Below are 22,196 nucleotides of genomic sequence, written 5' to 3' on the forward strand. Positions count from 1 at the left end.
GTTTGGGCTGGTCAGACGGCGAGCTTGCGCGCGGTCGTATGTGCGCCCGGCAGCGCGTCAAGGATCGATTCGTAAGGCGCCAGGGTGCCGATCGGGCCAACCGCGGTGATCGTCGGTTGGGTAGAGAACAGGCGCGCCGACAGGTCGGTCAGGCGCTCGACAGTCAGCGCCGACAGCCGCTCCATCAGCTCTTCCTTGGCGATCGGGCGGCCGAACAGCAGAAGCTGGCGCGCGATCTGCGAAGCGCGGCTGGAGCAGCTCTCGGCCGACATGATCAGGCCGGCGCGATACTGGGCGCGGGCGCGGTCGAGTTCTTCCAGCAGGATGCTGTCGCCGGCCTTCTGCAATTCGCCGATGATGACGGGCAGCAGTTCGGCGATGTCGCTTTGACCCGTCGCGGCGTGGACGCCGAAGATGCCGGTGTCGGAAAAGCCCCAGTGGAAGGCATAGACCGAGTAGCAAAGGCCGCGCTTTTCGCGCACTTCCTGGAACAGGCGTGACGACATGCCGCCGCCGAGGATCATCGACAGCACCTGCGAGGCGTAGAAGTCGCGGACGTGATAGGCGCGGCCCTCGAAACCGAGCACGATCTGCGCGTCCATCAGGTCGCGGTCTTCGCGGAAATCGCCGCCGACATATTGCGCGTATTGCGGAATGGCGCTTTCGGCCTTGGAGCGGAAGTTGCCGAGCCGTTTTTCGACGTGGCGGATGAATTCGTCATGCTTGACGTCGCCGGCAGCCACCACGACCATGCGTTCGGCGCCGTATTGGCGGGTCATGAAATCGTGAAGCTGAGCCGAGGTGAAAGACTGCACCGTCTCGGGCGTGCCGAGGATCGAACGGCCGATCGTCTGGTGGCGGAACGCGGTTTCGGTGAAGCGGTCGAAGACGATGTCGTCGGGCGTGTCGTGCGCTGCCCCGATTTCCTGCAGGATGACATGCTGCTCGCGCTCGAGCTCGTTCGGATCGAATTCGGAATCCTGGAGGATGTCGGACAGGATGTCGACCGCCAGCGGCACGTCGTCGGCCAGCACGCGGGCATAGAAGGACGTCGTCTCGACCGATGTGGCGGCGTTGATTTCGCCGCCGACGTTCTCGATCTGCGATGCGATCTCGAAGGCGGAGCGGTTCTTGGTGCCCTTGAACGCCATGTGTTCGAGCAGGTGAGCCATGCCGTGCTCGTCGTCGCGCTCGTTGCGCGCGCCCGACTTGACCCATGTGCCGAGAGCTACGGTCTCTACGCTTGGAAGTGCTTCAGTGGCCACTGTCAGGCCGTTCGACAGACGGCTTACCTCAACACCCATATTAAGCGTACTCCCTAACCCGCCGCTCGTGTACGGCGGCTAATGTAATCTTCCACCATTTTTATCTCTGATGGAAGTACCGTGAACTTTTCCTTACGTTCCATCAGCCCCGACAGCCATTTTGGCAAAGCGGGTTCGATGCCGCAGGCAGCATTCACCGCAGCCGGGAATTTTGCCGGATGCGCGGTGGCAAGCACCACCATCGGCACGTCGCTCCCGGGAAGTCCGGCGGCGACGTGGACAGCGGTCGCGGTATGCGGATCGAGCAGGTAGCCGCTGCCTTCGAGCGTCGAGCGAATGGCCGCGGCGGTCTCGTCCATGCTGGCGCGACCGGCGCCGAATTCGCTGCGGATGCCGGCCAAGGCCTTTGCCTCGATGGTGAAGGCGCCGGACTGCTTGAGGCTGGCCATGTAGCGCCGGACCACGGCCGGGTCGCGGTCGGAGGCCTCGAACAGCAGCCGTTCGAAGTTCGACGAAACCTGGATGTCCATCGACGGCGAGGTCGTGGCAACCACGCCGGTCTGGCGATATTCGCCGCTCTTCAGCGTGCGGGCCAGGATGTCGTTGTCGTTGGTGGCGATGACCAGCTGGTCGATCGGCAGGCCCATGCGCTTGGCGGCGTAACCGGCGAAGATGTCGCCGAAATTGCCGGTCGGCACGGTGAAGGACACCGGCCGGTCAGGCGCGCCGAGCGAGATGGCGGACGAGAAGTAGTAGACGATCTGGGCCATGATGCGCGCCCAGTTGATCGAGTTCACGCCCGACAGCTGCACCCGATCGCGGAAGCCGTGGTCGTTGAACATGTCCTTCACCAGGCCCTGGCAGTCGTCGAAGTTTCCTTCGATCGACAGCGCATGAACGTTCGAGGCCGACGAGGTGGTCATCTGGCGCTGCTGCACCGGCGAGACACGGCCATGCGGGAACATGATGAAGATGTCGGTGCGTTCGCGTCCGGCAAAGGCCTCGATCGCGGCGCCGCCGGTGTCGCCGGAGGTCGCGCCGACGATGGTCGCGTGCTGGCCGCGTTCGGCAAGCACGTGGTCCATCAGGCGCGCCAGAAGCTGCATGGCGACGTCCTTGAAGGCGAGCGTCGGGCCGTGGAACAGTTCGAGCACGAAGCTGTTGGCGCCGGTCTGGACGAGCGGGCAAACGGCGTCGTGCCGGAAGGTGGCATAGGCCTCGCGCACCAGGCGCTCGAAGACGTCTTGTTTGATCTCGCCGCCAAGGAATGGCGTCAGGATACGGATCGCCAGGTCGGCGTAGCCGAGCCCGCGCATGGCGCGAATTTCGGCGGCGCTGAAGGTTGGCCATTGCGCCGGGAGATAGAGGCCGCCGTCGCGGGCCAGGCCGGCCAGAACTGCATCGGAAAATCCGAGCGTGGGCGCTTCCCCACGGGTACTCACATAGTGCATATCTATCCGTTCCAACGCGCAGCGACCTGCCGGTAATCGGCGGGACGGGGAAAACTGCGCTCCATCAGTCGCATTTTTGCCGCGCGGTTGATATAGAACGACTGCTTTGCGAGAGGGAAGTGCAGTTCATGGTGTTTCGTTTGATCGACGGCCGTTTTCTGACGGCTTTGGCGACCGCAGGCTTTATGCTCGCCGTCACGGGCTGCCAATCAGGCGGCAGCGGCGGCTTTTTCAGCCCTCCCGCGCCGAAAGACCCCAAGGTGATTGCGGCCGAAGAGGGCAAGATCCTGGCCAGCGAGTTGCTTGCCTACTGCCCGAATGTCACGCTGCGCGACGGCACGGCCTTCTTCAACAGCTATGCAAAGGGCGGCCAGGACGATCCGGCCAAGCTGGTCCACCAGTCGGCGATCACCGACGTCACCCGCAGCTGCACGCGCGCCGACGGCCAGATGGCGATCAAGGTCGGCGTCGCCGGCAAGGTCGTGGTCGGTCCGGCGGGCGGTGCCGGAACGGTCAACATGCCGATCCGCATCGCAGTGATCCGTGGCGAAGAGGTGCTCTATTCGCAGCTCCACAAGAACGTGGTGCAGGTTTCCGACCCGTCGACCGCGACGCAGTTCGTCTTCACCGACGCCAATGTCGTGATTCCGGTTCCGACCGCGCGCGACATCCAGATCTTTGCCGGTTTCGACGAGGGCCCGGCCAAGAAGAAGGCCCAGTAGGCAAGTTCTTCCTGCATGCATTCAAGCGCCGGCGTATCGCCGGCGCTTTTGCGTTCAGGCGTGTTCGGACCACATGCTGAGTGCCTGGAGCACGCCGCCGAGGTCGGCCCAGCGGCGAATCACCGTCTCGGCACCTGCCTCTGTCAGCATGTCGGCATGCCCGGGATAGCTGTGCGCCCCGCCGGTGAAGCCGATGACGCGCATGCCGGCCGAAACCGCGCCCGATATGCCGTGCACCGAATCCTCGATCACGAAGGTCTTGGCCGGATCGGCGCCATAGGTGCTTGCGGCGTGCAGGAAGACGTCCGGCGAAGGCTTCGGCTTCTTGCTCGGGGTTTCCAGCGCCGAGAAGATGCGGCCCTTGAACAGCGGCAGGATGCGCGTGCGCTCGAGCATCATTTCGATGCGCTCTGTGGTCGAGTTGGAGCAGATGCACCGCGGCGCCGTCACCGCAGCGACCGCCTCGTGCACGCCGTCGATGGCGCGCACGTCGGACTTGAGGCGACGGTCCACCAGTTCCTCGGCCTGGGTGATGAGCGAGGCCTGGAAGGGGATGGCCGCCTTCTCCTCGATCTTCAGCATGATGTCCTTGAAGGTCAGCCCGGCATAGGCCTCGGCGATCTCCTCGGCGGTGATTTCGAAGCCGGCTGCGGTCAGCAGTTCCGCTTCGATGCGGGCGGCGATGATCTCGGAATCGACGAGCACGCCGTCGCAATCGAATATCACTAGTTCTGGCTGGGTCATGACGGTCCGGGAAACTGGGGCGGCGCCGGGCGCAGGCCGAAAAGATCAAGCCGCGGCGATTACACCATTCTGCCCCGATCTGCAAATTGCGAGGGCCGCTTCACCAATTGTTTACGCTGATCGGTAACCATAACGGTGAGTAAACAGTAACGCGTCATCCCGGGTATCAGAATGTCAGCAGTGCGTCCTCTCGACCAGCTTTCCCGCACTCCCCAGCAGTCGGAATGGCTCGACACCATCATCAAGGGCGATTGCGTTGCGGCGCTCGACAAGCTGCCGGCCAACTCCGTCGACATCATCTTTGCCGACCCGCCCTACAACCTGCAGCTCGATGGCGATTTGCATCGCCCGGACCAGTCGAAGGTCGACGCGGTTGACGATCACTGGGACCAGTTCGAGAGCTTCGCCGCCTATGACGCCTTCACCCGCGCCTGGCTGCTTGCCGCCCGCCGCGTGCTGAAGCCGAACGGCACCATCTGGGTCATCGGCTCGTATCACAACATCTTCCGCGTCGGCGCGACGATGCAGGATCTCGGCTTCTGGATCCTCAACGATGTCGTCTGGCGCAAGACCAACCCGATGCCGAATTTCCGCGGCCGCCGCTTCCAGAACGCCCATGAGACCATGATCTGGGCCTCGCGCGACCAGAAGGGCAAGAACTACACCTTCAACTACGATGCGCTGAAGGCGTCGAACGACGACGTCCAGATGCGCTCGGACTGGCTGTTCCCGATCTGCACCGGCGGCGAGCGCCTGAAGGACGAGGACGGCAACAAGCTGCACCCGACGCAGAAGCCGGAGGCGCTGCTTGCCCGCATCATGATGGCCTCGACCAAGCCGGGCGACGTGGTTCTCGACCCGTTCTTCGGCTCCGGCACGACAGGTGCCGTCGCCAAGCGACTCGGCCGCCATTTCGTCGGCATCGAGCGCGAACAGGCCTATATCGACGCCGCCAACGAGCGCATCGCCGCTGTGCGTCCGCTCGAAGGTCCGGCGCTCACCGTGCTCACCGGCAAGCGCGCCGAGCCGCGTGTCGCCTTCGGCAGCCTGCTCGACATGGGCCTGCTGGCGCCTGGGGCGACGCTGTATGATGCGAAGAAGCGCTGGGCGGCAAAGGTTCGCGCCGACGGTACGCTGGCGATCGGCGACACCGCAGGTTCGATCCACCGCGTCGGCGCCTCGGTCCAGGGGCTCGACGCCTGCAACGGCTGGACCTTCTGGCACTACGAGCGTGCCGGCGGCCTGACCCAGATCGACGAATTGCGCCGTATCGTGCGCGTCGGCATGGAAAAGGCGGGGGCCTGAAGATTCACTCGCGCCGGCCTGTCCGGCGCGACGGCACAGGCTTCATCGATAACCCGTTCTGGACCTTCAGAGCCCGTTTCGAGCCTGCCATAGAGATCGAATTCCGGCAGCCAATCTAGCCAGTCCGGATTCGTCGATCGGCCGGTTTCCAGTCACCGTCCGATCCCGAGACGCTCGAGGTCCGCCTCGAGCGTTTTCGCATTTGTGAACAGCACCGCCTGCCAGCCGGCCTCGATGGCGGCATTCACGTTCTTCTGGCTGTCGTCGATGAACAGCGCAGCCTTCGGGTCGAGACCGAAGGAGGCGACGTGGAGATCGTAGATGCGCCGGTCGGGCTTGATCAGCCCGACATCGCCGGAAACGGTGACGCCGCGCGGCCTTTCGAGGAACGGGAAGCGACCGCGCGCCTCGCGGAACGTGTCCGACGCCCAGTTGGTCAGCATGGTGACGTCATGGCCGGCATCGACCAGTCCCTCCATCAGGGCGACGCTGTCGTCATAGGCGTGCGGCACCATCTCATGCCAGTGCTGGCGGAAGGCGCGGATGCTGTTTTCGTGCTCGGGGAAGTCGGCGATCAGCAGCGCCTCGGCTTCTTCCCAGTTCCGGCCGCGATCCTGCTCGATGTTCCACTCGCTGGTGCAGACATTGTCGAAGAACCAGCGGCGCTCGACCGGATCGGGGATGATGCGGCTGAAGGGAATGTCGGGGTCGTAATGGATCAGCACCTTGCCGATGTCGTAGACGATGTGGCGGATATCGCTCATGGTTTCGCTAACGTCCTCGTTTCGTTACGCCCGGTATGGCAGCTTCGATGACTTTTTTCATGACGCTTGGCAAGGCTTCGCCGGCGAGGTCTGCGGGTAGCGACCAGAAGTGGTCGGTCGGAGCCTGGTCCATCGTGACGTCGGTGCGAAACACGTCCAGATCGAGTGCGAAATGGGTGAAAACGTGGGTAATATTTCCCGCTCGCTGCCATTTCGCGGCAAAGGGCGCGCTGTCGGGTCCGGTGGCGCCGTCGACGCGTGCGGTCCAGTCGGTCGTCGGCACCTCCGTCATGCCGCCGAGCAGACCCTTGCCCGGCCGCTTGCGCAACAGCACCGCGCCATCGCCCCTGACAGCCACGAACGCCGCGCCGCGCCGCTGTGGTCGTTCCGCCTTGGCCGGCTTGACGGGATAGTATTCGGGATCGCCCGAGACGACGGCGCTGCAGTCCGAACGCAACGGGCACAGCATGCAGCGCGGCCGGCGCGGCGTGCAGATGGTGGCGCCCAGATCCATCATCGCCTGGGCGAAATCGCCGGGCCTCGCCGCAGCCAGCATCCGCTCGACATGGGCGCGGATTTCCACCTTGGCCTGGGGCAGGGGCGTTGCGATGGAAAAAAGCCGCGTGACGACACGTTCGACATTGCCGTCGACAACCGCCGCCGGCCGGTTGAAGGCGATGGAGGCTATCGCCGCAGCCGTATAGGGGCCGATGCCGGGCAAGTCGCGCAGGCCGTCTTCGCTGTCGGGGAAACGCCCGCCCGGCAGGTGCGCCACCTTCTCCGCGCAGGCCTTGAGGTTCCTGGCGCGAGAGTAGTAGCCGAGCCCGGCCCAGGCCTTCATGACGTCTTCGGTCTCGGCGGCGGCCAGTGCCGCAACGTCCGGCCACTTTTCCAGAAACGCCCGAAAATAGGGCTTCACCGCCTCGACGGTGGTCTGCTGCAGCATGATTTCGGACAGCCAGACACGGTATGGCTCAGGGCGGATGCCACGCTTCAGGTCGCTGGGCGGCGTGCGCCAAGGCAATTCGCGATGGTGAAGGTCGTACCATTCGAGCAGCAGTGTCGCGATCCTGCCGTCCACATCGGTGGCGTGCTTGCGGCTATCGGTCGGGGATGCCATTGATGGTCTGACTGCCTTCGGCGTTGCGTGTCGACAGGGGTATTTCTGGAGAACGACATGGCAGGGAAAAGGTGGACGGGCAATCCCGTTCCGGTCAGCGATCTGGCAAGTGCCATCCTCGATCCCGTCCTGCGCAAGCGCACCGGTATCTCGGTCGGGCTCGTGCAGTCGTGGGAAGAGATCGTCGGCCCGCGTCTTGCCCACAATACCCGACCCGAAAAGATCCAGTGGCCGCGGCGCATGCAGGAGGACGATCCGTTCGAGCCGGCGGTCCTGATCGTCGCCTGTTCGGGGCCGGCAGCACTCCATCTCCAGCACGAGACCGGCGAGATCATCGGTCGGGTCAATTCCTATCTCGGCTTCAACGCCATCGGCCGCATCCGCATCGTCCAGAAGCCGGTGTCGGGGGCGGCAACCAGGCCGCGGCCACGCCTTCGCAAGCTTACCGACGCCGAACAAGTCAAGGTGGCGGGCGCAGTGCGCTACATCGAGGACGAGGGCCTGAAGGCGTCGCTCGAGAAGCTTGGCGCGAACATATTGGGCAGTCGAAAGTAGAATTGGCCATCGTTCTCGCGCATTCGTGATCGAATGTGCGGCAAATCGCGATTGGTTTGGGGACAGCCATGCCTTAATTCGCGCCAACTCTCGCTTTCACGTAACCGCACATTGCAAAATCCAACCATCGTCAGGTGATTCGTATGCTTCGTTCGATTTCTCGCAGGACCGCACTTACCGGGCTCGCAGCCGTTTCGGCCGCGGCCCTGCTTTCAGCTTGCAGCGATTCCGGCGAGCAGGCCAACGCAGCAACGCCCAAGCCTGCCGAGCCGGCTACGCCGGCCGCCACCCCGGCTGCCCCGGCGACGCCAGTCCAGGCGGTGAAGGCGCCTGAGGCACAGGGCACCGTCGACATGGCCAAGCTGCTGGAAGCCGGCAGCCTGCCCGAGATGGTTCTGGGCAAGGCGGACGCTCCCGTCACCATCGTCGAATACGCCTCGATGACCTGCCCGCACTGCGCCACCTTCCATGAAAAGACGCTGCCGGCGATCCAGACCAAATACATCGACACCGGCAAGGTGCGCCTGATCTATCGCGAATTCCCCTTCGACCCGCTGGCCGAGGCGGGCTTCATGCTTGCGCGCTGCTCGAAGGATAACTACTTCCCGATGGTCGACGTGCTGTTCAAGCAGCAGTCGAACTGGGCAGCGTCGCAGAACCCGAAGGACGCGCTGCTGCAAATTTCCAAGCTGGCCGGCTTTTCACAGGAGTCGTTCGAGGCCTGCTTGACTGACCAGAAGCTTCTGGACGATATCAGGGCGGTGCGTGCCCGCGGCGAGAAGGATTTCAAGGTCGACTCCACGCCGACCTTCTTCATCAACGGGAATGTCTACAAAGGGGCGATGTCCATTGAGGAAATGTCGGCGGTTATCGACGGCATGCTCTGACAGGTTCGTAGCGCCGGGGCCACGCGGCTTCGGCGTACCCTTGCGTGCGGACTGGCGCGAATGAAGTTTTCGCGCCTCCGCCTTCTCGGTTTCAAGTCTTTTGTCGAGCCGGGCGAGTTCGTGATCGAACGCGGCCTCACCGGCATTGTCGGGCCGAATGGCTGCGGCAAATCCAATCTGGTCGAAGCGTTGCGCTGGGTGATGGGCGAAAGCTCGTACAAGAACATGCGCGCTTCCGGCATGGACGACGTCATCTTCTCGGGTTCGGGCACCCGGCCGGCGCGCAACACCGCCGAAGTGACGCTGTTCCTCGACAATTCCGACCGCACAGCCCCGCCTTCCTTCAACGATGCCGACGAGTTGCAGGTGTCGCGCCGGATCGAGCGCGAGGCAGGCTCCGTCTATCGCATCAACGGCAAGGAAGCGCGTGCCAAGGACGTGCAGCTTCTGTTCGCCGACCAGTCGACCGGTGCCCGGTCGCCGTCGATGGTGGGGCAGGGGCGCATCGGCGAACTGATCCAGGCCAAGCCGCAGGCGCGCCGTGCGCTGCTGGAAGAAGCGGCCGGCATCTCCGGCCTTCATACACGTCGCCACGAAGCCGAGTTGCGTCTGCGCGCGGCAGAACAGAACCTCGAACGCCTCGACGATGTCGTCGGCGAACTCGAAAGCCAGATCGAAAGCTTGAAGCGCCAGGCGCGCCAGGCCTCCCGCTTCAAGAACCTGTCCGCCGACATCCGCAAGGCGGAAGCGACGCTGCTGCATCTGCGCTGGACGCTGGCCAAGACCCAGGAAGGCGAAGCGCAGTCGGCACTGGCGACGGCGACGGCACTGGTCGGTGACCGTGCCGCGGCCCAGATGGCGGCGGCGAGGGACCAGGCGGTCGGCGCACACAAGTTGCCGGAAATGCGCGATGCCGCTGCTGCGGCGGCCGCGACCTTCCAACGGCTCTCCATTGCCCGTTCGCAGCTCGAGGAAGAAGCTGGGCGCATCAACTCGCGCCAGAGCGAACTCGACCGCCGTCTGCAGCAGCTCGACGCCGACATTGCCCGCGAGCAGCGCATGATCGGCGACAACGCCGCGATCCTGTCGCGCCTCGACGCCGAGGAAAAGTCGCTCAACGACGAGAACGCCGGCGCGACCGACCGCGAGACGGCGACACGCGCTGCCTTCGAAGAGGCGATGGCGACGTTGGCGCTGACCGAGGCGGAACTGGGCCGGGTGACCGCCGAACGCGCCGACGCCGCCGCCGGACGCACCCAGGCCGAGCGCGCGATGCGCGATGCCGCCGAACGCCGCGACCGTTTCGCCCGCCAGTTGGCCGAGCTCGACCGCGAGGCAAGCGAGATTGCCGCCCGCATCTCTGCACTCGCCGATCCGGCGGAAAAGCAGATGCTTGCCGAAGCAGCGCAGGAAGCGCTCGAAGAGGCAGAATTTGCTGCCACCGAGGCCGAACGTGCGGTCACCGAGGCACGGCAGGCGGAAGCTTCGTCGCGCGCGCCGCTGCAAGAAGCCAAGGCCGAACTGGCGCGTATCGAGACCGAAGCGCGCACGCTGGCCAAGATCATCAATGCTGCCTCGGGCGACCTTTTCCCGGCTGTGCTGGAACAGATCGGCGTCGAACGCGGGTTCGAGACGGCTCTCGGCGCTGCCCTTGGCGACGATCTCGAAGCAGCGCTCGACCGTGCTGCGCCCGTCCATTGGGGCGATGCCGAACCGGCGCCGGGCGATCCGAAGCTGCCCGATGGCGCGCGCAGCCTTGCCGAGGTTGTCCGCGCACCGCGCCAGCTGGCGCGACGCCTCGCACAGGTCGGCGTGGTCGATGCCGCCGAGGGCGCAAAGCTGCAGCGGCTTCTGATGCCCGGCCAGCGCCTTGTGAGCCGCGAAGGCGCGCTGTGGCGCTGGGACGGATTGACCGCCAGCGCCGATGCCCCGACCGCGGCAGCACAACGGCTTGCGCAGAAGAACCGGCTTGCCGAACTCGACGCCGAGGCGGTCGAGGCGACACTTTTGGTGCGCAAGGCCGAAGAAGCGCTGGCACGTGCCGAAAATGCGCTACGCGAAAGCACCGAGGCAGAGCGTCAGGCCCGGCAGGCTTGGCGCGAAGCGCAGCACGAGGTGGGGGCGGCCCGCGATGCGCTGGCCCAGGCCGAAAAGGCTGCGGGCGAATTGACCAGCCGCCGTGCCGCGCTCGACGAGGCCCGGGCGCGTGTCGCCGATGCGCATGAAGAGGCGCAAGCGACCTATGTCGAGGCCGAGGAACTGCTTGGCTCGGCACCTGATCTCGCCGACCTGCAGATGCGCCTCGAACAGCTTTCGGGCGCCGTCGCGCGCGATCGCTCGGCGGTGGCCGATGCGCGCGCCGTGCATGACGGGCTCAGCCGCGAGGCCGAGGCCAGGGCGCGCCGGCTTGCGGCGATCGCCGCCGAGCGCCAGAGCTGGGTGCTGCGTGCCGAAAGTGCTGGCGAGCAGATCGAGGCGCTCGCCGAGCGGCGCGAGGAAGCTGCAGCCGAGCGCGAAACGCTGGCCGAAGCGCCGGACGAACTCGACGTCCGCCGCAGGGCGCTGATGTCGGAGCTCGGCCGCGCCGAGGTCTCGCGCAAGGAAGTCTCCGATCGCCTGCAGGAGGCCGAGGCCAGGCAGGCCGTTCTCGACAAGGCGGCGACCGCCGCGATCCAGGGGCTGGCCGAAGCCCGGGAGGCCCGTGCGCGGGCCGAGGAGCGCCTGACCGCCGCCGACGAACGTCGCCGCGAGGTCGAGGCACGCATCCAGGAAGTGCTTGCGACACCGCCCCATCTGGTCCTTCGGCATACCGGTCTCGAAGCCGACAGCCCGATGCCGGACCCGGTTGAGGTCGAGCGCACGCTGGAGCGCCTCAAGATCGAGCGCGAGCGGCTCGGTGCGGTCAACCTGCGGGCCGAGGAAGAGCAGAAGGAACTGTCCGAGCGGCTCGAGGCGATCGTCTCCGAGCGTGAGGATATCATCGAGGCCATCCGCAAGCTGCGCCAGGGTATCCAAGGGCTGAACCGGGAAGGGCGCGAGCGCCTGCTGGCCGCTTTCGATCTCGTCAACGGCCATTTCAAGCGCTTGTTCACCCACCTGTTCGGCGGCGGCACGGCGGAGCTTCAGCTCATCGAATCCGAGGACCCACTCGAAGCCGGTCTCGAAATCCTTGCCCGCCCGCCCGGCAAGAAGCCGCAGACGATGACGCTGTTGTCCGGCGGCGAGCAGGCGCTGACGGCGATGGCCCTGATCTTCGCGGTGTTCCTGACCAATCCGGCGCCGATCTGCGTGCTCGACGAGGTCGATGCGCCGCTCGACGACCACAATGTCGAGCGTTTCTGCAACCTGATGGACGAGATGGCGGCATCGACCGAAACGCGATTTGTCGTCATCACGCACAACCCGATCACCATGGCGCGGATGAATCGCCTGTTCGGCGTGACCATGGCCGAGCAGGGCGTCAGTCAGCTTGTCTCAGTCGACCTCCAGGCCGCCGAGGCCCTGCGCGAGGCGAGCTGACCCGCAACCGGTTCGCGGCCAGCCCATGCGAGCCAATGAGGCTTTCCGGCGCTCCGGGACCGGCTCGGCGAGGCGCGCCTACTGCACTGCAGCTTGCTCGAGCAGATAGGCGATCGCCATGTTGCGTTCATCCTCGTGGAGTATGTCCATGTCGAAGAGCTTCATGCTGCGCAGCCCTTCGATGACGAGGAAAGCCACGAGCAGCTTGGCCGTATCGGGATTTTCGGCCTTGAGGCGGTCGAGCAGATGGCGTTTGAAGTCCCTGACCGGATTGAGGAAATCGGGGTCTTCGGCGAGGGCGGCAAGGACGCCGGCCGCAGAGTGCTGCTTTTGACTGCACTCCTGGGCCGACAGCTCGACATAGGCAGCCAGGCTGCTATTGGCTTCGTCGTCGGACGATTTGGCGCTGAGCGCTTCCTCGAAGGTCTTGAGGTAATCCTGGACCAGGGCCTGCATCAGCTTGGCTTTGGTGGGGAAATTATAGAGCAGCCCGCCCTTCGACACCCCGGCGCGCTGGGCCACCGCATCGAGCGACAGGTTGCCCGGGCCGACAATGTCGGCAAGTTCGGCGGCGGCAGCGAGAATTTTGTCGCGTGAACTAGGTCTGTGGCCCGACATGATGGCGTCTCCGTGAAACTTCACATTATCGTCGATTGACATTACCGTCCAGACGGTACAGTAAGCGCCCCGCACTTGGGTTTTCATATAAACAGGTTCAATGTGCATCGCGGCCCGCCCGGATGCCGATTGGGGATCTCCTTTGATCAAGCGTCTCATCATCGCTCTCGTATTGCTCGTTCTCGTCTGCGGCGGCATCGTTGGATTCAACGTCTTCCGCGACAACGCGATCCAGCAATTCTTCGCCAACATGCCGGTCGCCTCGGTGACCGTGGCGACCGCCAAGGTCGAGCCCGCACCGTGGACGCCCGGCATCGAAACCATCGGCACGGTCAACGCCTCCCAGGGCGTCGATCTGACGGTCGAACAGGCCGGCATCATCAAGGACATCAAGTTCGCGGCCAACCAGCGCGTCAACCAGGGCGACGTGCTGATCCAGCTCGACGATACAGTTCAGCAGGCGGACCTGGCGGCCGCCAAGACCCAGGCGGCGCTCGACCAGCAGTCGCTCGACCGCGCCATCGAGCTGCAGCGTCGCGGCGTCGGCTCCGAAGTCGCTCTCGATGCTGCAAGGGCAGCCGCCTCGACATCGGCATCACAGGTGCAGAAGCTGCAGGCCGTGGTCGACCAGAAGCAGCTGCGTGCGCCGTTCTCCGGCACCATCGGCATTCCGAAGGTGGATGACGGCCAGTATCTGGCGCCGGGCACGATCGTCGCCACGCTCCAGGATCTCGAAACGATGCGCGCCGATTTTTCCGTTCCCGAGCAGCAGCTTGGCCTGTTGAAGATCGGCCAGCCGGTAGGCTTCGGCATTGCCGCCGACGACATGCCGTTCAAGGGCTCGGTGGTTGGTATCGACCCCAAGGTCGATCCGCAGAGCCGCCTGGTCTCGGTCCGCGCCGAAATCACCAATCCGGAAGGCAATCTGAGCCCCGGCCAGTTCGTGCGCGTCCGCGTCGAGCTGCCCGAGGAAGACGGCGTGCTGGCCGTGCCGCAGACCGCGCTGACCACCAGCCTCTATGGCGACTACGTCTATGTCGTTCGTCCGGCCGAGGCCAAGGCGGCCGCAGGCACTGCAGCTTCCGCCGCCGCATCTGCCGCACCCGCCCAGCCGGCGGCGGCTGAGCCGGCTCTTGCCGTCAGGCAGGTGTTCGTCAAGGTCGGCCGCCGCTCCGAAGGCCGCGTCGAGATCACCGAAGGCGTGTCGGCGGGCGACGAACTGGTCATTGCCGGACAGAACAGGCTGACCAACGGCACGCCGGTGAAGATCGACAACACCGTTTCGCCGACAGCCTCGGCCAATGCGAAGGCAACCGCGAAATGAGTTTTTCCGACATCTTCATTCGCCGCCCCGTCCTGTCGACGGTGGTCGCCTTCATGATCCTGCTCCTGGGCTTCCAGGGACTGTTCAACCTGTCGGTTCGGCAGTACCCCGAGGTCGAGGAGACGGTCATTACCATCTCCACCGTCTATCCCGGCGCCAGTGCCGACCTGATCCAGGGCTTCATCACCGCGCCGATCGCCGCCGCGGTGGCGACGACGGAGAACATCGACTACGTCACCTCGCAGAGCCGCCCGTCGTCGAGCACGGTGACCGTGCAGATGGAACTCGGTTCAAACCCTGATACCGCGCTGACCGAGGTCATGTCCAAGGTCCAGCAGGTGCGCGGTCAGCTGCCGAGCGACGCCAAGGACCCGACCATCGTCAAGGGCACGGGTATGCAGTTCGCCATCATGTATCTGGCGATGCAGAACCCGAACATGAGCTCGGAAGAGCTGACCGAATACATCGAGCGCGTCATCCGTCCGCGCATGTCGACCATCGAAGGCGTTGCCGAAGTCCAGGTCCTGGGCGCTGCCAACTATTCGATGCGCGTCTGGATCGACCCCGTGAAGCTCGCCGCGCGCGGCCTCACCGCCGCCGAAGTGCTGCAGGCCATCAACGCCTCCAACTTCCTGTCGGCGCCGGGCAAGACCAAGAACGAATACGTCGCTTACTCGATCACCATGAAGTCGACGCTGCAGACACCGGAGTCTTTCGCCGAACTGCCGCTCAAGTCCGCGAACGGCAACGTCGTCCGGCTGCGCGATGTCGCGCATGTCGAGTTGGCCGCCGAAAGCACCGACACCGTCGTCAATTTCAACGGCGAGCCGGGCACCTTCATCGGCATCTTCCCGACACCTTCGGCCAACCCGCTGAACACGGCAGCAGCCGTCATCGCCGAGCTGCCGGCCATCAGCGCCAGCCTGCCCGAAGGCATGACCATCACCATGGTCTATGATTCGACCGAGACCATCAGCGCCTCGATCGAAGAGGTGTTCAAGACCATCGCCGAAGCCGTCGCCATCGTCATCGTCGTCATCCTGTTGTTCCTCGGCTCGTTCCGTTCGGTGCTGATGCCGGTGGTGACCATTCCGCTGTCGCTGATCGGTGTCTGCTTCATCCTTCTGATGATGGGATATTCGATCAACCTCTTGTCCCTGCTGGCCATGGTGCTGGCGATCGGACTGGTCGTCGACGACGCCATCGTGGTGGTCGAAAATATCCACCGCCACATGGAAGAGGGCATGACGCCGATGCAGGCGGCGTTCAAGGGCATGCGCGAGATCTTCGCGCCGGTGGTCGCCATGACCATCACGCTCGCCGCCGTCTTCGCCCCGCTCGCCTTCACCGGCGGTCTCACCGGTTCGCTGTTCCGCGAATTCGCGGTGACGCTGGCAGGTGCCGTCGTCATCTCCGGCTTTATCGCGGTGACCATCACCCCGATGATGTCGGCGCGTCTGCTGAAGGCCGGCAACCACAGCCGTTTCGCGCAGTTCGTCGACCGCACCTTCGAACGGGTCGCCAACCGTTATGAGCGGTTGGTGGCCGGCTCGCTCAAGTACCGGCCGGTGACGCTGCTGATCGTCATCGCACTGGTTTCGGTGACGGGCTTCATGTTCTTCAAGACGTCGAGCGAACTGGCGCCTGAAGAAGATTCGGGCGCGCTGTTCTCGCTGATCACCGCACCCCGCTATGCGACGACGGAGTACACCAGCCTCTACGCCGACCAGATCCGCGACCTGACCAAGGACCTGCCGGAGCTCAAGGCCAACTTCTCCATCGTTGGCATGGGCGGCGAGACCAATTCGGGCTTCTCGGTCTGGGCGTTCAAGGACTGGGCCGATCGCGACCGGTCGCAGGCCGAGTTGCAGGCCGATATCCAGGGTCGGCTGTCAAAGGTCAGCGGCGTGCAGGCGCTGGTCTTCGCACCACCGTCGCTTCCGGGCGCCGGCGGCGGCTTGCCGATCTCGATGGTCATCCAGTCGACCGGCGATCCGAGCCAGGTCTATGAGGTGGCCGAGCAGATCAAGGAAAAGGCGCAGGCCTCGGGACGCTTCATCGTCGTGCAGAACTCGCTGTCCTTTGACGCGCCGCAGGTCACCGTGACCATCGACCGCGATCGTGCCGCAGCGCTCAACCTGTCCGTCAGCGATGTCGGATCGACGCTGAGCCTCCTGGTCGGCGGCGGCGCGATCGCCGAGTTCGACCGCGATTCCAACAGCTACGACATCATCATGCAGGTGCCGGAGGAGTACCGGAACAATCCGGAGAAGCTCGGCGAGTTCTTCGTTCGCAGCGTCAACGGGCAAATGGTGCCGCTGTCGGCCGTCGTGACGATCAAGACCAACTCGTCGCCGGCTTCTATCGAGCAGTTCAACCAGCTCAATTCGGCGACGATCTCGGCACTGCCGGTGCCCGGTGTGACCACCGGCGACGGCCTGAAGACGATCGAGGACATAGCGCGGCCGTTGCTGCCGGGTGGCTTCTTCGTCGACTACTCCGGCCAGTCGCGCCTGGAAAGCGAGCAGGGCAGCACGATCCTGATCGCCTTCGCACTTGCCATCGTCGTGATCTACCTGGTGCTGGCGGCACAGTTCGAAAGCTTCCGCGACCCGTTCATCATCATGATGTCGGTGCCGCTTTCGATCTTCGGCGCCATCGTACCGCTCAACCTCGGCCTCGGTACGCTCAACATCTACACCCAGGTCGGCCTGATCACGCTGATAGGACTGATCACCAAGCACGGCATCCTGCTGGTCGAATTCGCCAACCAGCAGCGCGAGGAGCATGGCTTGTCGCGCAGCGAGGCGATCATCGCCTCGGCCAAGGTTCGCCTGCGGCCGATCCTGATGACCACGGCCGCGATGGCGCTCGGCGTCGTGCCGCTGATCGTTGCCTCGGGTGCGGGTGCTGCCGCACGCTACTCGATGGGCCTGGTGATCTTCTCGGGCGTGATCGTCGGCACGGTGTTCACGCTGTTCGTGGTGCCGATGTTCTACACCTTCATCTCGCGCAAGGACCTGGCAGCACATGCCGAGTTGCCTGATGCCAAGCAGATGGCCGAAACGGCTCATCACTGAACTGGTGGATGAGACATGCGAAAGGCCCCGGAGCGATCCGGGGCCTTTTCTTATGAGCCCTACGCCGTAGCCGACTTCGTCGAGCAGCAGCGCACGAGCGATGGCTCCGAGACCTTCACCGACTGGGAGCTTCGTATCATCGGTCCCGACGGCGGGTCATGATGGACAAGCAGCGGACGGGCAGTTGGGCCGGTTTCTCGGCACCATGTTGGATCGTCGCGTCGAAGAACAGGCTATCCCCTGGAGACATTCGATAAATACTGGCCCCGTGACGGTACGAGATCTCGCCTTGCAGCAGGTAGAGGAAGACGGTGCCTTGATGGCCGGCCGCCGGAAAGACGTCTGTCTCACAGGTGAGGGAGATCAGATGGGGCTCGACGAGCAGTCCATTGGCGTTGACGTCTGTATGGCCGAGGGGCTTGCACTGCTGTCTGGCAGCCTTGCTGTTCGGAACAGCGTCGCTACCGGCTTTGACGAAGACGGCGGTACATTCAGTTTCGAATCGGCTCACCAGCCAGGTAATGGGCACAGCCAAGCCGCGCGATATCGCCTGCAACGTCGTCAGTGAGGGCGAAATGCCCCCGTTCTCGATCTTGGAGAGCATTCCCACCGACAGGTTCGTGGCCGCCGCCAGGTCGCTCACCTTCATACCGTGCCTGGTTCGGAAGGCGCGAACCTCACGACCGATTGCCGTATGCAACAGTGGTTCCCTGGCTCGCTTCACTTTGGGATCTGGATCGATGGTGCTGGGGATTGCGTGAGGCGGGTGATCCGTCATGTGAACGGACCACCCGAGGCCCGGGATCAATATCCTCCGCGCCGTGCCGGCATCACTATCGTCTTGGTTAGAACGTAGTGAAGGATCGCTGCCACCAGACAGGCAGGAACGGACGCACTGATCCAGACGAATGGACCATGCGCGGCAAGCGACTGGGGATCGAACAACGCGTAGTAGACGAGGCCTCCGCCCACCAGAGCCAGGAACGAAGCCGGATTGATGCCGCGCCAGAAGGCGTAGTCGGAATCGGCACCGTCGTTGAAGACGTCGCACTGCTTGATCCGGCCTCGCCGCAGGACCAGATAGTCCATCGCCGTCACGCCGGAGAGTGGCGCAAAGCCAAGGGCTGTCCAGGCGAGGAAAATGAAAAAGTTGTCGTAGAACTCGCCCGGGAAGAAGGTGATGACGATCGCCGGCACAAACAGCGCACCGGTCAGCAGTCCCCATGGCAGGGCTTCGAAATAGCGTCCGCCAGCCTGCCGCATGGCGAGGCACATGCCGTAGAAGATGCTGGCGATGGCGGTGATGTTTGCCAGTCCGACGAACAGCAGCGCGGTCACTCCGACAAAGGCTCCGCCGAGCGGGATCATCCAGGCGGTCGGGTCAGATGACCCGAGGCTGAGCGCGGCAAACAACCCGACAGTTTCGCCGAGAACAGTAGCAGCAAAGACGCCGATCAGATTGGGCCAAAGTGCTGCGCGGGGTGTACGCGTGAAGCGCGTGATGTTGCCCAGAACCGGCCACCAGCCAAAACCGGCAGCCAGATTGAACTCGACCGCGATCATGAAGTTGAGCCTGTGGTCGTCAAACGGTGCAAGAGGAGCGGCACTGCTGATGTCGCTCCAGCTCTTGTGGCTGAAGATGAGAAACAGGATGCCGAAGCACAAGATGAGCTTGCCAGGGCCGACAAAGCGGTTGAGCCATTTGACGGCAGTCGGGCCTTTCCACAGCAATAGCCACGAGATTGCGATCGCGAGGATCGCGAACAGCGTGACCCCGAGGTCGTTTTCGCCGATATGCGTGCCGCCGACCTGGTTCATGGCGCCGCTGATCGCGCGCCCGAACATGATCGACAGGATTGCCGACCAGCCGACGCCGAATGCCAGGAAAAGCCCGACCGGGATCAGGATGCCGATAGGCCCGAAGACGCTGCGCATCAGTGTGAATTGTTCGATCCCGAACTTTCCGGTCGATATGCAGACGCTGACGGCCATGATCGACACGCCGATGACGTTGCCGATGATGATGGCGTAGATGCCGTCGCGGGCACCTACAAGCAGGGCTGTGGTGCCGCCAAACAAGAATGCCCAAGTGGCGATGGCGAGGCCGATACTGATCCAGGAATGATCGAGGAAGCCGATCTCGCGTTCTTCTTTCAGCACTGGTAGCGTGCCGAAGGCGGAGCTTGCGCCGGTGAAATTGGGTTGGGACGCCATCAGTTACCCCCGATCCACATGGCGATCGCGACGACGAGGATAAAGGAAGTGACGGCGAACCACATGCCGATTTCGCGGCCCGATATGTCGGTTCGCGCCGGATCCTCATAGTTCGGATCGGCAATGATGTTCAGTCGCCTGTTCAATTCCCGACGTATTTCATTGTCGGGGCTCGTTGCAGCTATAGTCATTTCATCCTCCTCCAAAGATTAAATGAACACCGATCGGGGCGTTGATTGTCCTTCAACGCCCCGGGGTTGGCATCGTCCTGTTTTCCTGGCAGTCCGGAATCATCGCGGCTTCCCCCGCGGGCAAAAGTTTCGCCCGACGCATTGGTTCTGTTGAGGACCGGGAAGCTCGCAAGGGGTTCTCCTGTCTGATCGACCCCAGGTTCCATCGGATTGTCGGATGTGCGGCGCGCTCGTTGTCTTGTCGCATAGGGTCGCTGCCCATCACGCCATAACGTTGCGGCAGTTTGAATTCCGTGTCAAACAATTTTCCTGACACAATTGTAAAAATAGTAGCGAGTTCGCACGTATCAAGACGAAAGGCATATGCCCTTGAACGCTCTAATGCGGGCAGGATACTTTAAAAAATCTGAAAATAAATACATATATAACAATTAGTTAAAGGAAGATTGTGCGTGTTTTCGCCGCTGCGGATGAGGCGATTGGCGGCCGCGTGTAGCAGGTGTGATTTTCGAACGGAGTTGCAAAGTGGTTGAAAACTGATGTTGACAGTGATATCAAAGCTACGTAGCGTCAAGCTCGAAAGTGCAGTCGAGTACCAGTGCCCTCGACACCTGAAGCGGCAGTCTGGCCTTACTTCAGGTGCTGAACCGACGCAGTCGCGTCGCGCTTCTCCGGCAGTGCTCAAGTCAGGAAATCATCCATGGAATCTGCCGCTCTCATCCATCTCAAAGATCGCGTGAAATCAGTCAAACGGGCCACGACCCGCCTCTACCGCAATCCAGGCGTCCGGGCAGAGTCGTTGCTGGAGGCGGCGCTGGAATGCTTCGCCGATGAAGATTACGGGAGAGTAACGATCCCGCTAATCGCTAAGAAGATGGGTGTTGCTCACTCGCTCATCTATTATTACTTCAAGAACAAGGAATCGCTGTACCAGTCTTCCGTGCTTCACGTGCTTCACGCGCTTGACCGAATGATGACCCGCTATAGCGAGCTCGTCGCGCAACATGAAAGTCCGGCCGAACGGCTGAGCGCCTGTCTGGACCTCAATGTCGAGATGTCGGAGACGCTGCGTAGCCTCGCGCGCATCATGTTCGTCAATGCCTGTGGCCCCAAGGACTCCGGTCCCAAGTTCATCGACAGCTTCGTCGAGGATTACTACGAGTCTGAGAAGAGGCTTTTCGCCGATTGCATCCACACAGGCGTCGAGGCGGGCATTTTTTCCTGCCCGGATCCTGATGAGATGGCGGCGTTCATTTCGCGCAACATCGACGGTATCTACTTCGGCTGCTTCATGCCGCATGGAACTCCGATCCCGGCTGCGATGCGTTACCTCAAGGGGGTGATCTGGGGGTTGCTTGATTATGCCGGCGACCCGTCCGCCAAAAGCCCCTCCACAAGCAAGAGCGGGAGATAGCCATGTGCCAGGTATGCGGCTGCGGGCCTGAGAACATTCGCATTGACGGCAAGAGCGGCGGGGGTGACCACGAGCACCTGCATGCCCATCACCATGATGATGACGATCATCATCATCACCATGATGGGCACCATCACCACGACCACGATGACGGACATCATCACCACCACCACGGCGACGCCCACGGTCACGTTCATGGCGACGGCGACATGCATGAGCACCGGCATTCCGTTGCTGGGGCGGGTCCTGGTGATCTGCATTTCGGCAAGGATGCCGCCAAGACCCATGTTCCGGGCATGAGCCAGAAGCGGCTGGTGCAGATCGAGCAGGATATCCTGGCCAAGAACGGCATGTTTGCCGACGACGTCCGCGACGAACTCAGCGCGCATGGCGTGCTTGCGCTCAACCTGATCGCCAGCCCCGGGGCGGGCAAGACCACTTTGCTGGTCGAGACCTTGCAGCGGTTGAAGGGCACCTTCCCGACCTGGGTGATCGAAGGCGATCAGGAGACGACCAATGATGCCGATCGCATTCGTGCGACGGACACCCAGGCGGTGCAGATCAATACCGGCAAGGGCTGCCACCTCGATGCCGACATGATCCAGCGTGCGCTCGCTTCGCTTTCGCTACGGCAGGGCGGCGTTCTGTTCATCGAAAATGTCGGTAATCTTGCCTGCCCGGCCGGCTTCGACCTTGGCGAAGCCCACAAGGTGGTCATTCTGTCTGTCACCGAAGGCGATGACAAACCGGTCAAATATCCCGAGGCGTTCGCCGCGGCCGACCTTCTGGTCATCTCGAAGTCGGACCTGGCACCCTACTGCGATTTCGACATCGAGGCCTGTGTTGCCCGTGCCCGCGAGGTGAACCCGGCGATCGAAAGCATCGTCGTTTCGGCGCGTGATGGCACCGGGATGACGGAATGGCTGGAGTGGATCGTCCGCGCCCGTCAGCAGCAGCTGCAGGACCTCGCACGAGACCTGCAGGCACGGGTGGACTCCATCTGCAACACGCTGCACGCATGAG

Annotated in this window: 20 protein-coding genes; 10 read left to right on the plus strand and 10 right to left on the minus strand. The window is 63.4% G+C overall.

Annotated elements, in window-relative coordinates; all coding sequences use genetic code 11:
• Positions 1–11 precede the first annotated feature (11 nt).
• Both NDO48_RS19460 and thrC read right to left on the minus strand, forming a co-directional pair.
• Positions 12–1,304 carry a M16 family metallopeptidase gene (locus NDO48_RS19460; RefSeq protein ID WP_267322160.1) on the minus strand — a complete coding sequence of 431 codons (1,293 nt, stop codon included), beginning with the start codon at positions 1,302–1,304 and terminating at the stop codon, positions 12–14.
• Positions 1,305–1,318: 14 nt separating this feature from the next.
• Positions 1,319–2,716 (minus strand): threonine synthase, encoded by a 1,398-nt coding sequence (thrC, locus tag NDO48_RS19465; protein WP_267322161.1) that lies wholly within the window; start codon positions 2,714–2,716, stop codon positions 1,319–1,321.
• Positions 2,717–2,844: 128 nt separating this feature from the next.
• Between thrC and NDO48_RS19470 the strand changes: the two genes are divergently transcribed.
• The gene (locus NDO48_RS19470; protein WP_267322162.1) at positions 2,845–3,438 is read left to right on the plus strand and encodes a hypothetical protein; all 594 of its coding nucleotides are present in this window, start codon (positions 2,845–2,847) and stop codon (positions 3,436–3,438) included.
• 54 nt (positions 3,439–3,492) lie between these two features.
• Here NDO48_RS19470 and NDO48_RS19475 read toward each other — a convergent pair whose 3' ends face one another.
• Positions 3,493–4,182 (minus strand): HAD family hydrolase, encoded by a 690-nt coding sequence (locus NDO48_RS19475; RefSeq protein WP_267322163.1) that lies wholly within the window; start codon positions 4,180–4,182, stop codon positions 3,493–3,495.
• A 171-nt stretch (positions 4,183–4,353) separates the two neighbouring features.
• On the opposite strand from NDO48_RS19475, the gene NDO48_RS19480 reads away from it, so the two are divergent.
• Entirely contained in the window at positions 4,354–5,487 is a 1,134-nt protein-coding gene (locus tag NDO48_RS19480; RefSeq protein WP_267322164.1) for a site-specific DNA-methyltransferase, read from the plus strand.
• A gap of 152 nt (positions 5,488–5,639) precedes the next feature.
• Here the strand turns inward: NDO48_RS19480 and NDO48_RS19485 are convergent, their stop codons facing one another.
• Both NDO48_RS19485 and mutY read right to left on the minus strand, forming a co-directional pair.
• Positions 5,640–6,251 (minus strand): HAD family hydrolase, encoded by a 612-nt coding sequence (locus NDO48_RS19485; RefSeq protein ID WP_267322165.1) that lies wholly within the window; start codon positions 6,249–6,251, stop codon positions 5,640–5,642.
• Between the two features lie 7 nt (positions 6,252–6,258).
• On the minus strand, positions 6,259–7,371 hold the full coding sequence (gene mutY, locus NDO48_RS19490; RefSeq protein WP_267322166.1) for an A/G-specific adenine glycosylase: 1,113 nt from the start codon (positions 7,369–7,371) through the stop codon (positions 6,259–6,261).
• Positions 7,372–7,428: 57 nt separating this feature from the next.
• Here mutY and NDO48_RS19495 point away from each other — a divergent pair, with 57 nt between their 5' ends.
• From NDO48_RS19495 to smc, 3 genes are all read left to right on the plus strand, one after another.
• Positions 7,429–7,926, plus strand: a complete 498-nt coding sequence (locus tag NDO48_RS19495) for a DUF721 domain-containing protein (RefSeq protein WP_267322167.1) — start codon at positions 7,429–7,431, stop codon at positions 7,924–7,926.
• Between the two features lie 143 nt (positions 7,927–8,069).
• Complete coding sequence (locus NDO48_RS19500; RefSeq protein ID WP_267322168.1) at positions 8,070–8,813, plus strand: DsbA family protein; 744 nt, start codon at positions 8,070–8,072, stop codon at positions 8,811–8,813.
• Positions 8,814–8,873: 60 nt separating this feature from the next.
• Complete coding sequence (gene smc, locus NDO48_RS19505; RefSeq protein WP_267322169.1) at positions 8,874–12,332, plus strand: chromosome segregation protein SMC; 3,459 nt, start codon at positions 8,874–8,876, stop codon at positions 12,330–12,332.
• 78 nt (positions 12,333–12,410) lie between these two features.
• On the opposite strand, the gene NDO48_RS19510 is transcribed toward smc, so the two are convergent.
• Positions 12,411–12,950 (minus strand): TetR/AcrR family transcriptional regulator, encoded by a 540-nt coding sequence (locus tag NDO48_RS19510; RefSeq protein ID WP_263007851.1) that lies wholly within the window; start codon positions 12,948–12,950, stop codon positions 12,411–12,413.
• A 142-nt stretch (positions 12,951–13,092) separates the two neighbouring features.
• Here NDO48_RS19510 and NDO48_RS19515 point away from each other — a divergent pair, with 142 nt between their 5' ends.
• From NDO48_RS19515 to NDO48_RS19525, 3 genes are read left to right on the plus strand one after another with little or no spacing between them, the layout of a single operon-like run.
• A complete protein-coding gene (locus tag NDO48_RS19515; protein WP_263007842.1) occupies positions 13,093–14,274 on the plus strand; it encodes an efflux RND transporter periplasmic adaptor subunit in 1,182 nt (393 codons plus the stop codon).
• The gene (locus NDO48_RS19520) at positions 14,271–17,354 is read left to right on the plus strand and encodes an efflux RND transporter permease subunit (RefSeq protein ID WP_263007841.1); all 3,084 of its coding nucleotides are present in this window, start codon (positions 14,271–14,273) and stop codon (positions 17,352–17,354) included. Before NDO48_RS19515 ends, NDO48_RS19520 begins: the two co-directional genes overlap by 4 nt.
• A 15-nt stretch (positions 17,355–17,369) precedes the next feature.
• The gene (locus NDO48_RS19525; RefSeq protein WP_263007840.1) at positions 17,370–17,516 is read left to right on the plus strand and encodes a hypothetical protein; all 147 of its coding nucleotides are present in this window, start codon (positions 17,370–17,372) and stop codon (positions 17,514–17,516) included.
• Here the strand turns inward: NDO48_RS19525 and NDO48_RS19530 are convergent.
• Genes NDO48_RS19530 through NDO48_RS19540 form a run of 3 tightly spaced genes read right to left on the minus strand, consistent with a single transcriptional unit; the run spans position 17,491 to position 19,759 of the window.
• Complete coding sequence (locus NDO48_RS19530) at positions 17,491–18,132, minus strand: helix-turn-helix domain-containing protein (protein ID WP_267322170.1); 642 nt, start codon at positions 18,130–18,132, stop codon at positions 17,491–17,493. The two genes, NDO48_RS19525 and NDO48_RS19530, sit on opposite strands and share 26 nt — an antisense overlap.
• A gap of 26 nt (positions 18,133–18,158) precedes the next feature.
• Positions 18,159–19,568, minus strand: a complete 1,410-nt coding sequence (locus NDO48_RS19535; protein WP_267322171.1) for a purine-cytosine permease family protein — start codon at positions 19,566–19,568, stop codon at positions 18,159–18,161.
• A complete protein-coding gene (locus NDO48_RS19540; RefSeq protein ID WP_254348555.1) occupies positions 19,568–19,759 on the minus strand; it encodes a hypothetical protein in 192 nt (63 codons plus the stop codon). The genes NDO48_RS19535 and NDO48_RS19540 overlap by 1 nt, the downstream gene beginning before the upstream one ends.
• Before the next feature lie 700 nt (positions 19,760–20,459).
• Here NDO48_RS19540 and NDO48_RS19545 point away from each other — a divergent pair.
• Complete coding sequence (locus NDO48_RS19545) at positions 20,460–21,173, plus strand: TetR/AcrR family transcriptional regulator (RefSeq protein ID WP_267322172.1); 714 nt, start codon at positions 20,460–20,462, stop codon at positions 21,171–21,173.
• Here NDO48_RS19545 and NDO48_RS19550 read toward each other — a convergent pair.
• Complete coding sequence (locus NDO48_RS19550; RefSeq protein ID WP_263007835.1) at positions 21,119–21,394, minus strand: hypothetical protein; 276 nt, start codon at positions 21,392–21,394, stop codon at positions 21,119–21,121. The genes NDO48_RS19545 and NDO48_RS19550 overlap by 55 nt on opposite strands.
• Between NDO48_RS19550 and hypB the strand changes: the two genes are divergently transcribed.
• Positions 21,383–22,195 carry a hydrogenase nickel incorporation protein HypB gene (hypB, locus tag NDO48_RS19555; protein WP_263007834.1) on the plus strand — a complete coding sequence of 271 codons (813 nt, stop codon included), beginning with the start codon at positions 21,383–21,385 and terminating at the stop codon, positions 22,193–22,195. The genes NDO48_RS19550 and hypB overlap by 12 nt on opposite strands.
• The last annotated feature ends 1 nt before the right edge of the window (position 22,196 follow it).

This window comes from Aminobacter sp. MET-1, from assembly GCF_026521175.1.
Lineage (GTDB): Bacteria > Pseudomonadota > Alphaproteobacteria > Rhizobiales > Rhizobiaceae > Aminobacter.

Bases quoted from the DNA above. Each gene is read 5' to 3' on its own strand.
- NDO48_RS19485 (WP_267322165.1), bottom strand. From the start codon at position 6,251: ATGAGCGATATCCGCCACATCGTCTACGACATCGGCAAGGTGCTGATC.
- NDO48_RS19525 (WP_263007840.1), top strand. From the start codon at position 17,370: ATGCGAAAGGCCCCGGAGCGATCCGGGGCCTTTTCTTATGAGCCCTAC.
- NDO48_RS19510 (WP_263007851.1), bottom strand. From the start codon at position 12,950: ATGTCGGGCCACAGACCTAGTTCACGCGACAAAATTCTCGCTGCCGCC.
- NDO48_RS19540 (WP_254348555.1), bottom strand. From the start codon at position 19,759: ATGACTATAGCTGCAACGAGCCCCGACAATGAAATACGTCGGGAATTG.
- NDO48_RS19495 (WP_267322167.1), top strand. From the start codon at position 7,429: ATGGCAGGGAAAAGGTGGACGGGCAATCCCGTTCCGGTCAGCGATCTG.
- NDO48_RS19480 (WP_267322164.1), top strand. From the start codon at position 4,354: ATGTCAGCAGTGCGTCCTCTCGACCAGCTTTCCCGCACTCCCCAGCAG.
- NDO48_RS19535 (WP_267322171.1), bottom strand. From the start codon at position 19,568: ATGGCGTCCCAACCCAATTTCACCGGCGCAAGCTCCGCCTTCGGCACG.
- NDO48_RS19520 (WP_263007841.1), top strand. From the start codon at position 14,271: ATGAGTTTTTCCGACATCTTCATTCGCCGCCCCGTCCTGTCGACGGTG.
- NDO48_RS19545 (WP_267322172.1), top strand. From the start codon at position 20,460: ATGGAATCTGCCGCTCTCATCCATCTCAAAGATCGCGTGAAATCAGTC.
- hypB (WP_263007834.1), top strand. From the start codon at position 21,383: ATGCATGAGCACCGGCATTCCGTTGCTGGGGCGGGTCCTGGTGATCTG.
- smc (WP_267322169.1), top strand. From the start codon at position 8,874: ATGAAGTTTTCGCGCCTCCGCCTTCTCGGTTTCAAGTCTTTTGTCGAG.
- NDO48_RS19530 (WP_267322170.1), bottom strand. From the start codon at position 18,132: ATGACGGATCACCCGCCTCACGCAATCCCCAGCACCATCGATCCAGAT.
- NDO48_RS19500 (WP_267322168.1), top strand. From the start codon at position 8,070: ATGCTTCGTTCGATTTCTCGCAGGACCGCACTTACCGGGCTCGCAGCC.
- thrC (WP_267322161.1), bottom strand. From the start codon at position 2,716: ATGCACTATGTGAGTACCCGTGGGGAAGCGCCCACGCTCGGATTTTCC.
- NDO48_RS19460 (WP_267322160.1), bottom strand. From the start codon at position 1,304: ATGGGTGTTGAGGTAAGCCGTCTGTCGAACGGCCTGACAGTGGCCACT.
- NDO48_RS19475 (WP_267322163.1), bottom strand. From the start codon at position 4,182: ATGACCCAGCCAGAACTAGTGATATTCGATTGCGACGGCGTGCTCGTC.
- NDO48_RS19470 (WP_267322162.1), top strand. From the start codon at position 2,845: ATGGTGTTTCGTTTGATCGACGGCCGTTTTCTGACGGCTTTGGCGACC.
- mutY (WP_267322166.1), bottom strand. From the start codon at position 7,371: ATGGCATCCCCGACCGATAGCCGCAAGCACGCCACCGATGTGGACGGC.